The sequence below is a fragment of the Paenibacillus sp. FSL W7-1279 genome (assembly GCF_037969845.1).
Classification (GTDB): domain Bacteria; phylum Bacillota; class Bacilli; order Paenibacillales; family Paenibacillaceae; genus Paenibacillus_AQ.
This window is the reverse complement of the sequence record NZ_CP150215.1, coordinates 2,101,165-2,119,448: the sequence shown is the minus strand read 5'-3', so window position 1 is coordinate 2,119,448 and position 18,284 is coordinate 2,101,165. Positions and strand designations below refer to the sequence as shown.

At 50.6% G+C, this 18,284-nt stretch carries 16 protein-coding genes; 6 read left to right on the top strand and 10 right to left on the bottom strand.

The genetic code is table 11. From position 1 onward, the window contains the following. Positions 1-116: 116 nt before the first annotated feature. Positions 117-1,082 (bottom strand): alpha/beta fold hydrolase, encoded by a 966-nt coding sequence (locus MKY82_RS09150; RefSeq protein WP_339295984.1) that lies wholly within the window; start codon positions 1,080-1,082, stop codon positions 117-119. A 300-nt stretch (positions 1,083-1,382) separates the two neighbouring features. Between MKY82_RS09150 and MKY82_RS09145 the strand changes: the two genes are divergently transcribed. From MKY82_RS09145 to MKY82_RS09135, 3 genes are all read left to right on the top strand, one after another. Then, complete coding sequence (locus tag MKY82_RS09145) at positions 1,383-2,219, top strand: sugar phosphate isomerase/epimerase family protein (RefSeq protein ID WP_339295983.1); 837 nt, start codon at positions 1,383-1,385, stop codon at positions 2,217-2,219. A gap of 91 nt (positions 2,220-2,310) precedes the next feature. Then, complete coding sequence (locus MKY82_RS09140) at positions 2,311-2,586, top strand: hypothetical protein (RefSeq protein ID WP_194541593.1); 276 nt, start codon at positions 2,311-2,313, stop codon at positions 2,584-2,586. Between the two features lie 336 nt (positions 2,587-2,922). Further along, positions 2,923-3,126, top strand: coding sequence for a hypothetical protein (locus tag MKY82_RS09135; RefSeq protein ID WP_233354796.1), 204 nt, complete (start codon positions 2,923-2,925; stop codon positions 3,124-3,126). Positions 3,127-3,132: 6 nt separating this feature from the next. Here MKY82_RS09135 and MKY82_RS09130 read toward each other — a convergent pair whose 3' ends face one another. The 9 genes from MKY82_RS09130 to sigK form a co-directional block, all read right to left on the bottom strand. Then, the gene (locus MKY82_RS09130; RefSeq protein ID WP_339295982.1) at positions 3,133-3,363 is read right to left on the bottom strand and encodes a twin-arginine translocase TatA/TatE family subunit; all 231 of its coding nucleotides are present in this window, start codon (positions 3,361-3,363) and stop codon (positions 3,133-3,135) included. 27 nt (positions 3,364-3,390) lie between these two features. Continuing rightward, the gene (locus tag MKY82_RS09125; RefSeq protein WP_194541591.1) at positions 3,391-5,505 is read right to left on the bottom strand and encodes a glycosyl hydrolase family 28-related protein; all 2,115 of its coding nucleotides are present in this window, start codon (positions 5,503-5,505) and stop codon (positions 3,391-3,393) included. Between the two features lie 23 nt (positions 5,506-5,528). After that, on the bottom strand, positions 5,529-6,416 hold the full coding sequence (locus MKY82_RS09120; protein WP_194541590.1) for a dihydrodipicolinate synthase family protein: 888 nt from the start codon (positions 6,414-6,416) through the stop codon (positions 5,529-5,531). Between the two features lie 13 nt (positions 6,417-6,429). Beyond that, positions 6,430-7,704 carry a sialidase family protein gene (locus MKY82_RS09115; protein WP_194541589.1) on the bottom strand — a complete coding sequence of 425 codons (1,275 nt, stop codon included), beginning with the start codon at positions 7,702-7,704 and terminating at the stop codon, positions 6,430-6,432. Positions 7,705-7,773: 69 nt separating this feature from the next. Beyond that, positions 7,774-9,375 (bottom strand): extracellular solute-binding protein, encoded by a 1,602-nt coding sequence (locus MKY82_RS09110; protein WP_339295981.1) that lies wholly within the window; start codon positions 9,373-9,375, stop codon positions 7,774-7,776. A 27-nt stretch (positions 9,376-9,402) separates the two neighbouring features. Beyond that, on the bottom strand, positions 9,403-10,278 hold the full coding sequence (locus MKY82_RS09105; protein ID WP_194541587.1) for a carbohydrate ABC transporter permease: 876 nt from the start codon (positions 10,276-10,278) through the stop codon (positions 9,403-9,405). 17 nt (positions 10,279-10,295) lie between these two features. After that, positions 10,296-11,201, bottom strand: coding sequence for an ABC transporter permease subunit (locus MKY82_RS09100; RefSeq protein ID WP_194541586.1), 906 nt, complete (start codon positions 11,199-11,201; stop codon positions 10,296-10,298). 168 nt (positions 11,202-11,369) lie between these two features. Continuing rightward, entirely contained in the window at positions 11,370-13,631 is a 2,262-nt protein-coding gene (locus tag MKY82_RS09095) for a helix-turn-helix domain-containing protein (RefSeq protein WP_339295980.1), read from the bottom strand. Positions 13,632-13,901: 270 nt separating this feature from the next. Beyond that, on the bottom strand, positions 13,902-14,603 hold the full coding sequence (gene sigK, locus MKY82_RS09090; RefSeq protein ID WP_339295979.1) for an RNA polymerase sporulation sigma factor SigK: 702 nt from the start codon (positions 14,601-14,603) through the stop codon (positions 13,902-13,904). 535 nt (positions 14,604-15,138) lie between these two features. Between sigK and MKY82_RS09085 the strand changes: the two genes are divergently transcribed. The 3 genes from MKY82_RS09085 to MKY82_RS09075 are packed head-to-tail and all read left to right on the top strand — an operon-like array spanning position 15,139 to position 18,261. Continuing rightward, entirely contained in the window at positions 15,139-16,470 is a 1,332-nt protein-coding gene (locus MKY82_RS09085; protein ID WP_339295978.1) for a glycoside hydrolase family 125 protein, read from the top strand. Then, entirely contained in the window at positions 16,457-17,347 is an 891-nt protein-coding gene (locus tag MKY82_RS09080; protein ID WP_071222856.1) for a sugar ABC transporter permease, read from the top strand. The genes MKY82_RS09085 and MKY82_RS09080 overlap by 14 nt, the downstream gene beginning before the upstream one ends. An 11-nt stretch (positions 17,348-17,358) precedes the next feature. Beyond that, positions 17,359-18,261 carry a carbohydrate ABC transporter permease gene (locus MKY82_RS09075; RefSeq protein ID WP_233354795.1) on the top strand — a complete coding sequence of 301 codons (903 nt, stop codon included), beginning with the start codon at positions 17,359-17,361 and terminating at the stop codon, positions 18,259-18,261. Positions 18,262-18,284 lie beyond the last annotated feature (23 nt).

Genomic DNA, 18,284 nt, shown 5'->3' with positions numbered 1-18,284 from the left:
TATAACATGTATATACCATAAACTTAAATGTGATTCGTTTGCTTCTGTCCACTGACGCTATATATAGAGCAGTCCTGAGCAATCGTCATGCGCTGCCCCCTTCCTGTCTCCATGTTCTATCTCCCGTTAAAAACCCGTTCCAGGAACAAGACACCCTCCCTCTTCTGGTACTCATTGACTTCATGGCCAGAGAACGGATAGTCTCTTATTTCTTTTGCCGCTTTCATTCGGTTGTATGCGGCATATATGGTTTCGGGCATGCAGACCGTATCCTTCCAACCGACGGATACCATGACCGGCACCTGGATTCGCGGCGCCAGATTCAGCATGTCGAAATACGAGAGATGCTCCAGGATTTGATTCAATTGCTCCGGGTAGCGTTTTATGTATTGGGCGATTTCGTTCAAAGAGCTAGCCGAATGCAGAATCCCGTAGTCCATCCTGCACATGTTGGGAATGTCCGCCACAATGGCCGCGACCTTCGGATTCAGAGCCCCTGCAAGCAGTGCCAGTCCGCCGCCCTGGCTGCCGCCAACCACGGCAATTTTTTTCGGATCCACTCCAGGCTGCTCCGATGCCGCATCCACTGCCCTCACAGCATCCATTACAACTGCCATGTAATAGGAGCGACGAATATCCATAAGCCCCTGCGTCACCCAGCCCTTAACCACGCCGCTGTCCAATGGAAGCAGATTCCCCGTCTCGCCACCCTGCCCCCTTACGTCCACGGCAAACACCGCATAACCGAGCATTAGCCAATGGGCATATCGTTCCGGAAATCCACGGTCTCCGGTATAACCCGGGAAGGTTACGATACACCCTCGAGGCTTCTCGTCCGCAGAAGGATTAGCGGGAGTTATATACCAAGCATGGATGGGCGTATCATCATAACCATGATAAGTAACCTTAGATACTTCCATGTAAGGATATGGCGTCGTTTCCGGTTGACTAACCATGTGGAGCGGCTTATTGCCATATGACTTCAATATTTCCTCCCAAAATCGATTCAAAACCTGCTCGTCGATCGTGGGCTCCGGATACAAGTTACCAAGCTCGTTCTTACGCTGATCAATGGTATTCATTCTGAGTTTAAATCTCCTTTTCGCGAGTAAAGTGGAAGTTCATATGACATGGTTATTTCGGCAAAACATATGTAATCCCCTTCGAAGCGGTAGGAATTCATGCCGGTTTATTAAAACCCTTCTCAACAATAACGAATCGGCAGTGGCTCCAATCGCTATCTTTCTCAAAAAATATTAAAAGTGATCATAGATTTATAAAGTGGAACATATCATAATAGAAACTATGAAACCAATGGGTTGATATAAACGAAGACCCGCCTCTAGCAACACGACATCTAATAGCGAATGGAGACGATGAATATGCTGCAAGGTTTAACAAGCGCAGGACTCGGAAAACTTGAAAGCGATTTACAGTTTATCGAACTCGCGGCCAAATACGAATTCCAATGCATCGATATCGATGCCAAAGGTCTTGTAGACCGCCTTGGCGTGGAGGCGGCAGCCGATATGTTGAAATCCCGGCAACTGGAGATCGGGGCCATTGGCCTTCCCGTAGAATGGAGAGGAACGGACGAGCAGTTCCTAAGCGGCCTCGAGAAACTCCCAGCAGCTGCGGCAGCCGCCAAGGCTCTCGGCTGCACACGGTGCTGTACATACATTCTTCCTTCCACCGATGCACCCGCTGCTCATTTCATGGCGCTGGCCACCACCAGACTGCGGGCATGTGCCAACATTTTGGGGGCATACGGAATTCGATTAGCCTTGGAGTTCGTAGGACCGCATCATCTGCGCACCCAATGGAAGAACCCGTTCATCTGGACGGTACAAGAAACTTTGGATTGGATTGATGCCATCGGGGAGCCGAATGTCGGGCTGCTGTATGATGCATATCACTGGTACACCAATGAGATGACGGTCGCGGATATCCGGCAGCTGCGCGCTGAACAAATCGTTCATGTCCATATTAACGATGCCAAGAACATACCCGTGGGAGATGTGCTTGATAACGACCGGCTTTATCCCGGTGAAGGCGTAATAAATCTGCCTGGGTTCCTTCAGGCTCTGAATTATATCGGCTATGCAGGCCCGGTGACACAAGAAATATTGACGCCTTCCACGCCGACCGGGACCCCTGAAGAATTGGTTGCTAAATCACGGCGAGCCTTCGATAGCGTATTCGGTGCTGCAGGACTGTAGTAGAGGATCCAGGCCACATAACGGAATGATTCCACCTGTACAGGGAAACACTGAAATGGTAGGTTAAGTACCTTTTCGGGAGGTTTCAGGTATGAACGGATTTGAGAAAGAGGAACGGGATAAATTTACGGATCTATCTACCGTGGAGTCCCAGCGAAACGATTTAACCGCGGAGGAATTCCCGGAGGGACCTTACGGATCCAGCCTGCGGACCGAAACGCTTGGTAAAAGCAGTCCGTGGAGAGCGGATCAAAGACCACCGAACTCCTTCGATTACGAAAACAGAGGTCTCCACAAAGAGATGAAGCGAGATTATCCTTCGGAAGACCAGATCTTACAAACCGAGTTGGACGAGGATAAAGCCTGACCCGCTCTTGTCGCTAAATCCCCCTCTTTGTCCTTTTAATAGGACAAGGAGGGGGATTTTTTGCCAAAAACAGCCGCTGCAAAAACGCATACCACCTCTTCAGCATACATAAAATGGCATGAGAAAACCTGATTCGACGTGCCTTGATTGAAGAGGTTCCGCCATGACGGCGGGTTTACTTCAGCATCAGGTTTCCACTCAACATATCGTTCACTCTTGGCCGTATGCCTAATTACCAATAAGGGAGGCGAGGTGGACACCTTGTAGGAGGGGATCTGAATACCTAGCCTGAAGCGTAAAGATGACTTTGTCGTTTATGTGGTAACATTGTCCAATATGAAACGCTACATCTCGATTGAATTCATTGGGGGGACATGCGGTTACATCATCGGTCAAAGGGGACTGCATTCCGACATCTTCGGTATGCTCGGCAGTATGGCGGCACCCATGGCTATCCGGGCCGTGCTCCAATGGCAGGCACCTAAACCGAAGCGAGCCTCTTCCCGGAAGAGGCTCGCACTTTTGTTCCTTCTACATTAACACGCTTTACAAGTTCTGCTGCAGCTTGCCATCTCCCCCTACGGCATCAGCGGCTGCCTTTGGATCAGCATCGGAACCAGCCGTCTCTTCTTCCAGCATTTCTTTGCTGCCTCTCCGGAACTCCTTGATCGTTGTTCCGAACGCCCTTGCCAACCGGGGCAGCTTGGACGGGCCGAACAACAACAGACCGATCAGTACCAATACAGCTAAACCTGTAAAACCGATATTCAACGGCATGAATCCAGTCTCCTTTAGCCTCTTTTTTCACACTAGCCCATAGGCCTGTTCATAGAATTTGCCCCTGACGGAAATGACAAGGCTTGCCGATCCGCCGCTTTCCTCGGGAAGCGCGGTAAGTAAACTCGCGGCTGGCCCGTCCCCACTCCGAAGCTCCAGTTTGAGGACATTGGAATAGTTTTTCATCCGGTAAGGAACATTCTGAGACGTGTAGGCGGCTGGCCGAATCCAAAGCGCGGTATCCGAGGTCCTGTTCAAGGCTACTGCGGCTTCCGCCTCCTGATAATCCGGGTGATTGTCGATGGCAGCAGCCGTAAACAAGGCATATTTGCTCTGGAATGCTTTCTCCCCCAAGAACATCCCTTTGGAGAAATCGTCGCTTCCCGTTCCGCCGGGAAGCGGAAGGGGCGTCCAGGACCGGTAATCCCATGAAGCCTCCTGAACAGCGTAGCGGAAGAGCGCCTCTACATCGAAGGAGCGTGCCGTCGAAGGCTGCATCGCTCCCGCCTTTGTCAGCCGATGTTCGATGGCTCCGTTATTATTTCGGAGCTCCACTTGAAAATGGTATTCCCTTAGATGGATATGCCCGAGCCTCCGCATTCCCGGAACGATCCATGCACCCTGGCAGTGCTCCATTTCCTGAAACTCCGTTTTTGAGCGATTGTATGGAAACTCACAGTTAATGAGCCGGGGGAGAACCGTGTATTGGCTTGCCCTTACCGGTCCGCTTTCCGCCCGGCAATTAATGAAAGTCGGCCTGATGACCCGATCCAGCACGATGGAGGCACTTTCCCTTGTCTGGATGGAGCAGTTCACGAATCTCGGATGGTTGATCCGGTAAGGAACACCACTTCCGATGAAGCCGTCAATTTTAATCGGTGTGCTGTCCGGTTCGATTCGACTCTCCCAGCCTGGGGCGAACCCGTTGGAATGATGATCCGTACCGGAAAAAAAGGAGTCTGACACAAGCAAATGCGATAATCCGAACTGTCCCTCGGTCCGGGCATCGTCAACGGGAGGGGTAAAGCCTGCGACATCCGGCGGATTGCCTTCGTCACCGCCCAGAACGGCGAGCCCGATTTTACCCTGAAACAAGCAATCTTTAATGGTGGCATATTCAATGGAGCCGTATTCCGCGGTTGTAGATAACCGCCCCGATGCATCCAGAAACACCCCCGCTTTCTGCCAGTAGCCGACAACAGAGACGCGATCCAGCTTCACATGAGTAGCATTATCAATCCACAGCCCAACATCGAACATGGCATGTTCATCCGTAAGCTGGGTCGTAATGTTCCCTAGTGCGTCGCGAATCTTGAAGTCGGACAGGATCTTAAGGTCGGACAGCTGGGTACCGTCAGCATCGGCATCCAGCTTCACCGCGCAGGTGAAATCCCGAAAATCGTCCCTGTTACTGGAATACGTCCGGGAACCGTTTCCCGTAAACATAAGGACGGTGCCGTTCTCCATATCCAGGATGCTATCCGGGACCTCATTGCGCCTTTGCCCAAAAGCATACCACGAGGAAGCACCGCTTCCGCGGACAAACGTATTACGGGGGATGATCAGCGTATCGGTCAATCGAAAAACCCCCGGCGGGAAAAACAAACTCTTTCCTCTGGCTGCTCCCAGAGCCGAACGAACCGCTTCCGTATCGTCGGACATTCCGTCGCCTACTGCACCAAACCATGCAGCGTTAACGCTCCCGTCATGCAGTCGCTTAAAGCGGGCTCCGGCAACGGATGCAACAATCGTTCCGGTATTATCGGGAGAAGTGTTATCTGCAGGATCATATATGAAATGCCCCTCCTGTCCCGGGTCCGTAACGAAATAAATCAAATCCTCTCTCGGCTCCTCCATACCCCGGAGTTCAGCCAAGGTAACGGCAATGATATAACTCATGTTCATTAACAATGGTGGTTTGTTTTTGTCATCGTCTCCATAAACGGCATCGGTTACAGCCGGAGCGCCTTGACCAAAAGCCGTTCTCGCCAATGGACCTTTCAGAAAATGCTCAGCTGCCAATGCCGCCCCCGCAAATCCGAGGGCGGACAGCATACTGCGCCTGCTCATTGGACGGTCCATCAGCGGCTGCTGCGTACGTTCACCTTGGACGTCATCACTTTCATGTCGAATGCTCATCATCGATCCCCCCATCATTCATCTTCTTAAACCTTGACGGTTTGCAGCCAAACCTCCATCGCCTTTTTAGCCTCGAGTGTGGTAACGCCGCTGGATCTCACCGTCGATCCCATGGGCACGCCTTGAAGAGCGGCCAGCATTTTCGCCGAGGAGGGGTAACCGAATCGGAGCAGCGCGTCGAGATATACAAGCTCCCTGTGAAGCTTCTCCGCATGGGCCGATCCTAGCGAAGCCGTCCTCCAGAAGTCTAAAACAGAGCCTGCTCCGGCAGCCGAAACGATGGCCATGATACCCTTAGCTCCTTGACGAATGGCTTCCAGCATGAACGGGGTGTTCGCCTGGTAAACAATCGTACCTTGAGCCACCTCGATCTTACCCATTATGCCTTCCATCGTACAGGTTGTGTCCTTGATCCCGATCACGCTGCCAGTATCCGTTAACCTGGAATAGACCCAGGGTTCTATTGCATAGGGCTCCACCAAGGGCCACTCATAGAGTATGACCGGACATTCCGCTATATCGGCCAGCCCCGCGAAGTGATCCGCGAGCTTGCCTTGGTCGACCCCCATGCCGGCCGGGGGGACAAGAACGACGCCCGCAAGCCCCGTATCCATCACTTGCTTCAGCTCTTCCTGCTGCAGCTTCGGAGCCTCAAGATTGCCCGTAGCCACAACCGGGGTGTTCCCCGCCAGCTTCACAGCCCTTCGCATCAGCTCCAACCGTTCCGTTAATGTCAGCCATTTCATTTCGCTGCTGCCGCATACGGCAAACAAGCCTTGGGGCCGGAAGGACAGCTGCCACTCCACGTAGCGTTCATAAGCCTCCCAATCGATGCTTCCGTCCTCGTGAAACGGGGTTAGCAGTAGGGAGAAGACACCCTCGAACTTCTTGGTTAACTCCGCTTTTTTGGTCAAAGCCCATATCCTCCTATCCATATACGAGAGATCGAAAATTCCGAATGTTGTGGAACGTAATCAAGTTCCCATTATGCGCATCCTTGGCTCTGGCATCGCCCGATCGGCTGGCAATGAGCAGATCTTCCCCGTCGATGGCCATGCTGGCATAATGCCGCGACTGCTTCGGCGAGGCTCCGATCGACACGATAGCCGCAAAACACCAGTCGATGCAATTCGTTGAGTAATGGAGCTGAAGACGGTGCCGCTCGTTGTTCGGCAGATCGAAGCGCTCCGCCGGCAGGCGCTCCTTGCGCGTCATGCTGTCTGTGGACTGCGAGCTGAGCAGCCAATACAACCTGCTCACCTCGTCAAATAACAGATGAAACTTCATTTGCCCTCCGGGGCACGGGACAAACACTGCTCGTTTGCCGGAAGGCGTCGTCTCCAGCATCGTTGTCATTGTGCCGTCGTCGTTCTCCACTACTTTGGCGATGGCGGCAAAACCGGTACCTCCCGTATGAGCTCTCGCCCACAGATGAAACGTCCTGCCCTCGGGATCATACCAGTAATGGTCAGGATCGGTGAATTGAACGACGTTCGTTTCCAGCCAGCCGACGGGCGGGCAATTCAACTGACCCTTGAGGTAATCCGAATTTTCGGTGAAAAAGGGGACGCCAAAATAATCGAGACGATCCGACGGAAAGGCATCGACGGCTGTTAAGCGGGAAGCGTAAGTCCAACTGACCGGCTCCAGCAGGTCTGCGTCTTCCCGTGCCCGCATGAGGACCGGCTGGATTTCACTAACCGGCCACACCGTCATGTCATGCTGCCGAATATCCTCCATAACCAGGTATACATTCCCCTTGGCATAATGGACATTGCAAGGAGCCTGGTGCCAATCCCCTTCATCGGTCAGCTGGACCGGCTCGGACCAGGTAAGCCCCCCGTTATCGGATCGGATGATCATCAGATTGACGCAGTGCCCTAGAATGTAAAGTGCTCCTCCGGCCAGAAAGGGGCGTGCATGCATAAAGGGGAAGTCATGCGTATGCTGCCAAGTACGCCCTTTGTCGTCCGACACAAACACTTTCCCTTGCGTAATAAACCCTTTGCGTGAACCTTTCGGCCCCGGAAGATCGGGGACTCCCTTTCCTCCGAGATCCATTGTTAATACGAGTCGTCCGCCTGGCAGATTAATAATAGCAGGCGAGTAACAATAAACGGACTGTGGATCCGGCGACTCGAATACGGTGACATAATCATCGGCACACGGCCTAATCCTGTGCGCGGTTTCTTCCATGTTCAAGCGGTTACCCTCCCGATTCGGTTGTTATATGGGGCAGTAGCTTAACGCACGCTGCCGCCCCCTTTGATGTCAACTACGGATATAACGGTCATATGCCTGCTGTTTGATTTCGATCATTTCATCCAATCCCATTCGCTTTAAATCTTCTACGTATTTGTCCCATTCAGCTTCAATGCCGCCTTCCACGATCCATTTAGCTTCCATTTTGCGGACATACGTCATGATGTCGGTTGCCAGTACGCCAAGACGTTTGTTCTCTTCCGCCGTCATATACAAATTAGGGTACGTCCGATCCTCCGGAACGATATAAGGCTTATAAATTTCATAAAATCCGTTGCGCAGCTTATCGCTTTCGCTCTTCTCCAGCTTTTGCAGCCATTCGCTTGAGACCAGAAGCGGGAAGGCCGTCGAAGGCGTCGTGCTGCCGATCCAAGTGGAGATATCCATTCCGTCCTGAGGCGGCACGATTTCAATCTTGCCGTCCGACTTCTCCTTCAGATGGGTACCAAAGGGACCGTATTTAAACTGCATCGCCGATTTCGGATCGTTCAATGTGTCCACCAAACGCATCGTCGCTTCGGGGTACGGGTTGTTCTTCGTAATCGAGAAGAAGTTGAGAATGATCCGGTTGTCCTGCCTTCTCCACAGTTGGTGACCCTCCGGTCCTTTCAGCGGAGGCATCGCCACGTATTCATGAACTCTGCCCCCCAGCTCATACGTTCCGTTAAAAGAGGCGATCAAACCGACCTTTGGCGTTTCGTCCTTCGTCTTGGATAGCATCTGTTTGGCATCCTGGGTAAAGGATTCCTGATCCAACAGCCCTTCCTCGTATAAGCGGTTCAGGAACGCGATTGCCATCTTGTACTCCGGAATGGCCGGCTCGAACACCACCTTTTTATCCTTGACGGAGAAGCCGGTAAGCGCATCGGCAAGCCCAAACGCCCCAAACAGCTCATAGTACCCATTCGTCGTCGTGTTGTGACGGAAGGTTGACGGGATTTCATCCGCTTCGCCGTTCCCGTTCGGATCTTGCTCTTTGAACGCCTTTAGCACTGCAATCAATTCATCCGGCGTTGTCGGCACTTCAAGGCCGAGTTTATCCAGCCACGTTTTATTCAACAGAAATGTGTTCCGATATTGAAAATGGGCCTGATCTTCAAACCACGGGATGGAATATATGTGTCCGTCCGGCGCCGTAGCCATCCGCCGTACTTGCGGATTCTCATCCAAAATTTTCTTGATGTTCGGCGCGTATTTGTCGATCAAATCCTCCAAGGGAATCAGAACGCCCTCCGTTCCGTAATCCACCACATCCTGTGTCGTCAGCCCGTTGAAAAATGCGTCCGGGAATTCTCCGCTGGCCAGAATTAAATTTTTCTTCTCGGTCCAGCTCTCAGACGGGATCTGTTCCCACTCGACATCGATATTCGTTTTTTCCTCCAGGTCCTGCACCAGCACCATTTCGTTATAATCCTTGTGATAATGCTGTTTGACAACCGGAATCCGGATGCGGATCTCTTCATTTACGACCGGAAGTCCCGTTTCGTTGAAATTCGCTTCGGTGCTTGGCGCCTGTGCACCTTCCTTTGCTTCATTTCCGCTGCTGCAGCCCGCCAGAAGAAGAGCCGCCGCCACCGCGTATGCCGTAGACCTCGCCATCCATCGTTTCAAGATAACCACCCTTTCGTGATCTTTGGATTAGCCTTTCAAAGAACCAATCATGACACCTTTCACAAAATACTTCTGAACCATCGGATACAGGATGAGCACAGGAATGCTGGCTACGATGATGACCCCGTATTTGATGGATTCCGACAAGCTGTTGCTGGCACCGAGATCCAGGTTCATTAGTTCCTGCACCTCGTTCTGGATGAGTATGTTCCGCAGGACCAGCTGAAGCGGGTACTGAGCTTCATTCCTTAAATAGATCAGCGCGCTGAAGAACGAATTCCAATGGCTTACCCCGTAAAACAGGACTAGAACGGCCAGAATGGATTTTGATAATGGAAGCGCCACTTGCAGAAAAAACTTGAAATCCGAGCAGCCGTCCATGGCTGCCGCCTCCCGGAGTTCATCCGGAATGTTGTGTTGGAAGAAGGTACGGGTAATAATCAGATTCCAGACACTGACGGCCCCTGGTAATATCAAAGCCCACATGGAATTCATCAAGCCCAAAGATTTAACCAGCAGGTAGGTCGGAATAAGCCCTCCGCTGAAAAACATGGTGAACGTAATGAGAAACATGAACAGATTCCGGCCGTACATGTCTTTGCGGGACAGGGGGTAAGCCCCCGTAACGGTTATGGCTACATTGACCGCAGTCCCGACCGTCATGTAAACGAGCGTATTTTTGTATCCGACCCATATCGTCTGGTTCTCCATTATCCTCTGATACCCCTCAAGGGTAAAATCGACAGGAAACAGCCATACCTTGCCCCCGCTTACGCTAATCGGATCACTTACAGATGCGATGATAATAAAATACAATGGATATAGGATCACAATGAGCAGCAGCGTAAGAAACGCATAGTTGAATAAATCGAACACTCTATCCGCCCTTGATCTGGAATGCATGTCGGAGCTCCTCCTTTCTACCAAAGACTCGTTTCGGTCTGTTTTTTGGCGATCCGGTTGACGGTGACGAGCAGGATAAAATTCACGATGGAATCGAACAAGCCTACCGCCGCCGAGAAGCTGTATTGGGTACCCAGCAGCCCTGTCTTATACACATAGGTCGATATCACTTCCGACGAGTCCAGATTCAAGGAGTTCTGCATCAAAAAGGTCTTCTCGAAACCGACCGTCATGATCGAACCCAGCTGCAGGATGAGTACAATGATGATTGTCGGCAGGATCGAGGGGATGTCGATGTAGCGTATTCGCTGCAGTTTAGTCGCCCCATCGATGATGGCGGCTTCATGAAGCCCCGGATCCACCCCTGCCAATGCAGCCAAATAGATGATCGCCCCCCAGCCTGCCCCCTGCCATACGCCAGAAAGAACATGCAGTGTCTTGAACCATTCCGGCGAGCCGAGAAAAAAGACAGGATCCCCTCCCAAACCAACGATAAGATGATTGATCAATCCGCTGCCCGGGGACAGAAAAATCGTCAGCATCCCCACAATGACAACCGTCGATACAAAGTGAGGCGCATAGGTTACGGTCTGGACAAACCGTTTAAAACGGCGACTGGACAGTTGGTTGAGCAGAAGCGCAAGCAGGATTGGTATCGGAAATCCTAGAGCCAACCCGTATAAACTCAAGCCCAGTGTATTTTTGATTAAAGTCCAGAACTGGAAGGAATTAAAAAAACGCTCGAAGTGTTCCAAACCGACCCAAGGACTTCCGATAATTCCCCTTGTCGCCAAAAAGTCTTTAAACGCGATCTGCACGCCGTACATCGGTATATATTGAAAAATCACGAAGTACGCAAGCGTAGGTAAAAACAATAGGTACAGCTGGTAATGCACTCTGATTTTTCGCAGAAACAGCTTCATCCGTCGTATCACCCCCTCTCTGTACACAACATAAAGGGAACGGCGGGAGGTGTAAATTTACCGTTTATGTACAGGATAAACGGGATGTGACAACGGAGTTGACGGCTTCTGCCGCCGATTGACGAACGGCATTGATCAAATATGACCTGCATATGCAAACGTTTACAATTATTTATGCTTCATAGTACGGTAATCGCCTGGCGTCATGCCTTCCTGCTCCTTGAATTTTCTAATAAATCCGGAGACGCTTCCGTATCCAATTTGGTCTACCAGTTCCTGCAGATTCCCTTCCCCATGCGTTAACAGCTCCTTCGCCTTTTCCATGCGCAGCCGGTTCACATAATGAGAGATGGTGAAGCCTGTCTGTTCCTTGAAATAGCGGCTCAAATACGAGGCGGACATCCCCAGCTCATCCGCCAGAGTTTGCACCGAGAATTGCGTAGATCCAAAATTATCCCCGATATACTGCTTCATTTTCTCCACTGGTTCCCTATTTCCGCTCTCCTTTCGTTCGCTTATAATTCGGCGGATATCCGCGGAGATGTCCTTTACCAATTCGATCAGGTCATCCACGGTTTCAAATTCCGTCAGTTTCACCACATCCGGATACCTCTCAGCCAGCGCCTCTTCATCAAGTTCCATGTCCTCCAGAATAGCCAGGATCACGTTGATCAGATCAAAACAAATGCACTTGACCATAAATAACGGAAGCTGCTCTTTACGAATCCGATCGATCAGTTGACGAAGAAACGCATCAATGCCGCTGGTGTCGCTTTGGTAGATGAACTGCTTCAGGCGGTTCCATTGGCTCTTCGAATAACCGTTCCGGTTCGTCTCGGCTTCAGAAACGGCTTCGCGGAAAAAAATCAGGCTTCCCTTCCCCTTAATCAGTCTGTAATTTAGCGCTCCGCAGGCTTCGATATAAGATTTGCCCAGCTCCTCCAGCTTTACGTAAGAGTTACCGACCCCGATGGTAACGTCCATGCCGAGTGAACGGCTAAGGGTCTCATGGGTAATCTTCAGCAGCATCTCCATCGTTTCAACAGCTTCGTCTGTTCCCATTACCAATACGAGCTGCTCGGCTTCGAGCCCCTCGATACCGAAAACCTCCGTTCCCTGAGGGAGAGCTTCACACCATCCGTCCGGCAGTCCTGCAACCGACAGGTGTCCGTGATTTTTCGGAAAAAGAAGCACCATGACGGTATAAAACACGCTCTCTAATCGGAGCCCTGCCAGCTCTCCTTTTCCGCGCAGATCATCTTTGCTTTTGTATTCGCCTTTAAGCAGGTTCAGGATCAGATAATACTTGAGCGCTGGACGGCTTCTTTCAATTTTCCGGTTCAATTCATCGTTGTTCTCCGACATCACATCCAGCGCTGATCGAATCGATTCAATCTCGCCAAGCCTACTCCCCGGGGGAATGTTCACTTTACTGTCGGCAAGCCGCTTCAGCATCCGGATCGGCTTATAGTTCATATGGGTGGCAAAGAAAATAAGAATGCTTCCGACCAGCACAAGCAGCAGCAACCCGTAAAATGTCCTGCTTTTGGCCTGCTCCACCTTTAGCATGACCGTATCCTTGTCCACCAGCGCGATATAGGTCCAGCCGAACTTGGCGGATTCATCCTGAAACACGAAATATTCACGCTCTTCAAAATTCAGCGTGCCTTGACCCTCGCTGTTTGCTTGCAAACGTTCCAGCAGGATTTCGGCTTTGCCGGGATCCATGCTCTGGGAAGAGGTGATCAGATCCCCCTTCTCGTCCAAAATGAGCGTGTTGCTCCATGCATCCTCAAACTTCTTTTTAATTAATTCCTTAAACCGGTTTTCGTTGATCAAGTATATAACCGTACCAAACGAATCGGATGGATTCGGGCCGATCGGCATCACGTAGGTAATATAGCGTTCACGGCCACCAACCGCTGTTCGTACATCTTCGGATTTCCGTACATGGGGAACGGCTGCTTCGTTAATGTCCCGATAGAATTGCTCCGGCTCCCAGTTTTCGAATGTATAGATTTTGTCCGTGAATTCGGCTGCGTCGTAAGTGCTGTATGGGGAATATACTTTATGATGTCCATGGAAATATAACAGGAAATTGGAGATGAAGGTGTTGGCGCTGACATAATTTCGCAGCTGGGAGATGGTGTCAAGTTCGGTAAACGGATTTTTCGTCACCTGGTAAGGGGTTAGGCGGGTGTTGCCCGAGATATGGAAGGCGATGTTGTTAAGCTCGGTCATCTTGACGTCCACATTCTCCTTCACCTGGGAGAGCAGATTTAAATTGCCCCGGGTTACTTCGTCTTCCAGCAGCTGAATGAAATACTGGTATACAAAAAAACCGACCATCATGACCGGAAGCAGCAATATGACCACATACGTAACGACGTATTTGTACAACAGTTTGGAATTAAACCGACTTAAGCCCATTTGCATTCCCCCTTTATCATCTGTAGGATTTATTTTCATTGTAAGTAAATTATCGCATATGTAAATGCTCCGGCGCTGTCCATAAAACGGCGATAATGATTGGGGCAGGTTTGAAATGATGCTCACCGCGGAAGAAAACCGCTTGTCCATAACGCCTCAACAAAATGCACCTATCCTCTGCACAACTCGTGAAGAGCCAAGCTTTAGATAGATGCAACGAGCCATCATGGCTTAACCGTTCTTGAAAGTATTTCAACACGCCGCTTCTTCCTACCGCTTCTGCTTGTAAAACTCATGATACAGCTTCATCAAAGCCCGCTTCTCAATCCGTGACACATAGCTGCGCGATATGCCGAGTTCCTTGGCGATCTCCCGCTGCGTCCGTTCTTCTCCACCCGCTTCCAGCCCAAAACGACCAATAACGACTTCCTTCTCCCGGTCGTCCAATATATCGAGGTTCCGATAGATCTTACTCTTCTCAATCTTTAACTGCACGGCGTCCACGATATCATCCGCTTCTGTCCCGAGGATATCGATCAGTGTAATCTCGTTCCCCTCTTTGTCCGTTCCGATCGGATCATGGAGGGATACGTCCTTGCGGGTTTTCTTGAGTGAACGCAAATGCATCAGTATTTCATTTTCTATGCAACGGGCAGCAAATGTCGCCAGCTTCGTGCCTTTATTCGGCCTGAAGCTTTCAATCGCCTTGATGAGTCCTATCGTCCCGATGGAAATCAAATCTTCCAAATCCTCGCCGGTGTTATCAAACTTTTTGACGATGTGTGCGACCAGCCGAAGATTATGCTCAATCAGTTTATTCCGCGACTGAGGATCGCCTTCGGCCATTTGCTGCAGATGTTTAGCTTCCTCTTCCTCGGTCAGAGGCTGGGGAAACGCGTTGTTTTTCACGTACGAAACGAGCAGGGTCAACTCTTTTATGAACAAAGCAATTGCGGTAAACAATCCAGGCACTTTGGGACACCTCCTGCGAAGTTACAATGCAACCGGCCCTTATCGCGCTCGGTCTCTCGGTCTTCTCATTGTATGTAGGCAACGGCCCAGAAGTGCCTGTACGCGGGAAAGTGATTCGCAAAAACGTTTGCCGTTTCCTCAACCAAGCAGCGAACAACAGCGACAAAGAGTCACCCCCTTCAATACATACTAATATATCATGTTATGAATCAGGCCATAACGCCCCATGAATTGCTTTTTCCGCCACGGGATGTTTCTAATATAAATTCATGCTTTTTTCTCAAATCAATCATTCAATATCCAGCATGTCTACATCAAAATGAGGGAAGTTGACTTTTGGCAAATATACAATTAAGAACCGGCAGCATGACCGACAAGATATTCATTGCATCCATATAATATAACAGCCATAATTTTAATTAAAATAATATATTGACATTAAATTGGTATGTAATTATATTGAATGTAAGCGTTTTATATAACGACCTACAAAATGATTAACAACCCTGAAGAATGGAAGGGAGCAGAGCTTACCATGTATACGTTGGACTATTTTTCTGTATTACATGATTTGAACCGCACGATCATCGAAGGTACCTCAGCTTATCCGAAGCTCGGACATATGTTTAGAAACATGCTGGACAATACCCTAAGTTCAACCATTCAACGACAGCCCGATGGTACCACCTTTGTCATTACCGGCGATATTCCGGCCATGTGGCTAAGGGATTCGGCTGCGCAAATCCGCCCCTTCCTCGTTCCGGCGGGCCAAGACGAGAAGCTGGCCGATTTGATCGAGGGGCTTGTACGCAGGCAAACAGAATTCATCCTGCTTGATCCATACGCCAATGCATTCAATGATTCGCCTTCCGGTCAAGGCCACCAGCACGACCGCACCGCCATGAATCCATGGCTATGGGAGCGCAAATATGAGATCGATTCGTTATGCTATCCCCTCCAGCTTGCTTACCTGTTATGGAAAGAAACCGGCAGGACCTCGCATCTGGATCAAACGTTCCATGCAGCCGCCAGGGTCATTCTGGACATCTGGCGAACCGAGCAGCATCATGAATCGAAATCGCCGTATTACTTCGAACGCTTCGATTGTCCTCCAAGCGACACGCTGCCTCGCGGCGGAAAAGGGGCTGAGGTGGCTTACACGGGAATGACCTGGTCCGGATTCCGCCCAAGCGACGACGCCTGCGCCTACGGATACCTCATACCGTCCAATATGTTCGCCGTCGTTGTGCTTGGTTATCTGGCGGAGATTTGCCGTGAAGTCCTGCGCGATTCCGAATTGGAAGCGGAGGCGGAGAAACTAGCCGATGAGATCCGTCATGGCATTGCGTCATACGGCGTGGTTGATCACCCCGAATATGGAAAAATTTATGCCTATGAAACGGACGGGATGGGAAACCATCTGCTGATGGATGATGCCAACGTTCCCAGCCTTTTGTCCATTCCGTATTTGGGCTATACAAGCGCTGATGACCCGGTCTATCAAAATACCCGCAGGTTCGTGCTGAGCCGCGCCAATCCGTACTATTATCAGGGCACTGCCGCTGCGGGCGTTGGAAGCCCCCATACGCCTGATCGTTATATCTGGCCGATTGCGCTGGCGATTCAAGGCTTGACGACTACCGATCGGGAAGAGAAATTTCGGCTGATTCGGCTGATGGCGGATACCGATGCAGGCACCGGCATGATGCATGAAGGATTTCTGGTCGACGACCCTGCACGTTATACCCGCCCATGGTTTTCCTGGGCTAACATGATGTTTTGCGAGCTGATCATGGATTACTGCGGCATTCGAGTCAAAGCGAATGATATTGGAGGAGGTCATCGAGATCACCATGGGAACCAATAGGAAGCTTCGCGGCTGGGTCATCGGATATCTGTTCATTTTACCGTCCATTATCGGCTTCAGCGTTTTTGTCGCCTATCCCCTGTTGTCGTCCATGTATTACGCTTTGACAGAATGGAGCGGGTACGATTCCCCACGTTTTGTCGGCTTTGAGAACTTTAGATACCTCTTCACCGAGGATCCTGCTTTTTGGCCTTCGATCCGGGCAACGTTTTACTTCGTGATCCTAAGTGTTCCTTTATCGCTAATCCTAGGTTTGTTATTGGCCATGATGCTGAACAAAAACTTGACCGGCATCAAATGGTTCCGCACGATCTTTTATCTTCCCGTTGTCGTTCCCTCCATCGCCACGCTCACGTTGTGGCAATTTATTTATGAGCCGCAATACGGTCTGGCGAATTCGCTGCTAAGAGAGTTCGGACTGCCGCCGGGCACTTGGTTGACCAGCGAAACGACAGCGCTTCCATCCATCGTGTTAATCGGTTTATGGCAGGTCGGATCCAGTGTCATCATTTTTCTGAGCGGTCTGCAGTCGGTTCCCCAGGAAATGTATGAAGCGGCGGAAGTCGACGGCGCCTCCAGGTGGCGGATGTCGCTAAACATTACGCTGCCCATGATCACCCCGATCCTGTTCCTGCAGCTTATACTCGGCATCATCGGCGCATTCCAGGCGTTTAACCAGGTTCAGGTGCTGACCGGAGGCGGCCCGAACTTTTCCACCTCCCTGCTGAATTACAAAATCTATACCGACGCCTTCAATGGTAGAATGTTTGGTTATGCCATCGCGGAGGTGTGGGTACTGTTTGTCATCATCATGATTTTTACCGTGATTTCTTATCGGTACTCCAACCGGTTCGTTTATTACGAAAGCGATAAATAAGGGGGTAAGAAATGATGCAAGCGGAAGTACGGCCCAAACAACGAGGAAATTTGAATACAGCGGACATACGCGTAAAGCGAAGAGTACGGTTGAACTGGATAGACGCCATTCGTTTTATCTTATTGGCGATCGGCGCCATTGCGATGCTGTTCCCCCTCTTCTGGATGGTTACCATTGCGCTGAAGAGTAACAATGACGTGTTCAAAATTCCGCCCGAATGGTTTCCGCGGGAATTTCATTGGTCCAATTTTGTAACCGGAACAAAAGAAATCAACTTTTGGCAAACGTTTGGCAACTCCCTGTTTATCGCGATTACCTGCACAATCGGACAGATTATAAGCTCGGTACTGGTGGGCTACGGGCTCGCACGGCTCAAGTTCCCAGGACGTAAACTGTGGTTCTCGCTATTTGTAGGGAGCCTTATGCTTCCCGGATTTGTAGGCATGATCCCTATGTTTAACCTGTACACCAGCATTGGATGGTACGATTCCTGGCTGCCGATTATCGTGCCCGCCTTTTTTGGAAACGCCACGTTCTCGTTCCTGTTTGTCCAGTATATCAAAACGATCTCCGTTTCATTTGACGAGGCTGCCAAAATCGACGGAGCATCGGACCTTTATGTGCTGCTCAAGGTATTGGTGCCGATGTCCATGCCGGTCATCATGACCATGGTGATCTTTGCATTCCAAGGGGCATGGAATCAATATTTGGAACCTCTGCTCTATATTATCGATCCAAGCAAGTGGACGTTGTCGCTGGCGATGGCCACCTATACGGGCACCTATGCGACAGCCTGGAATCTGTTCATGGCCGCGGATTTAATTTATATCCTGCCGATGCTGCTGCTCTTCTTCTTTGGCCAGAAGTTTTTTATGCAGGGGCTCGGCTCCATGAATTCCGCGGGTTTAAAGTAAAGCTTCCGACCATTTGGGAGGTG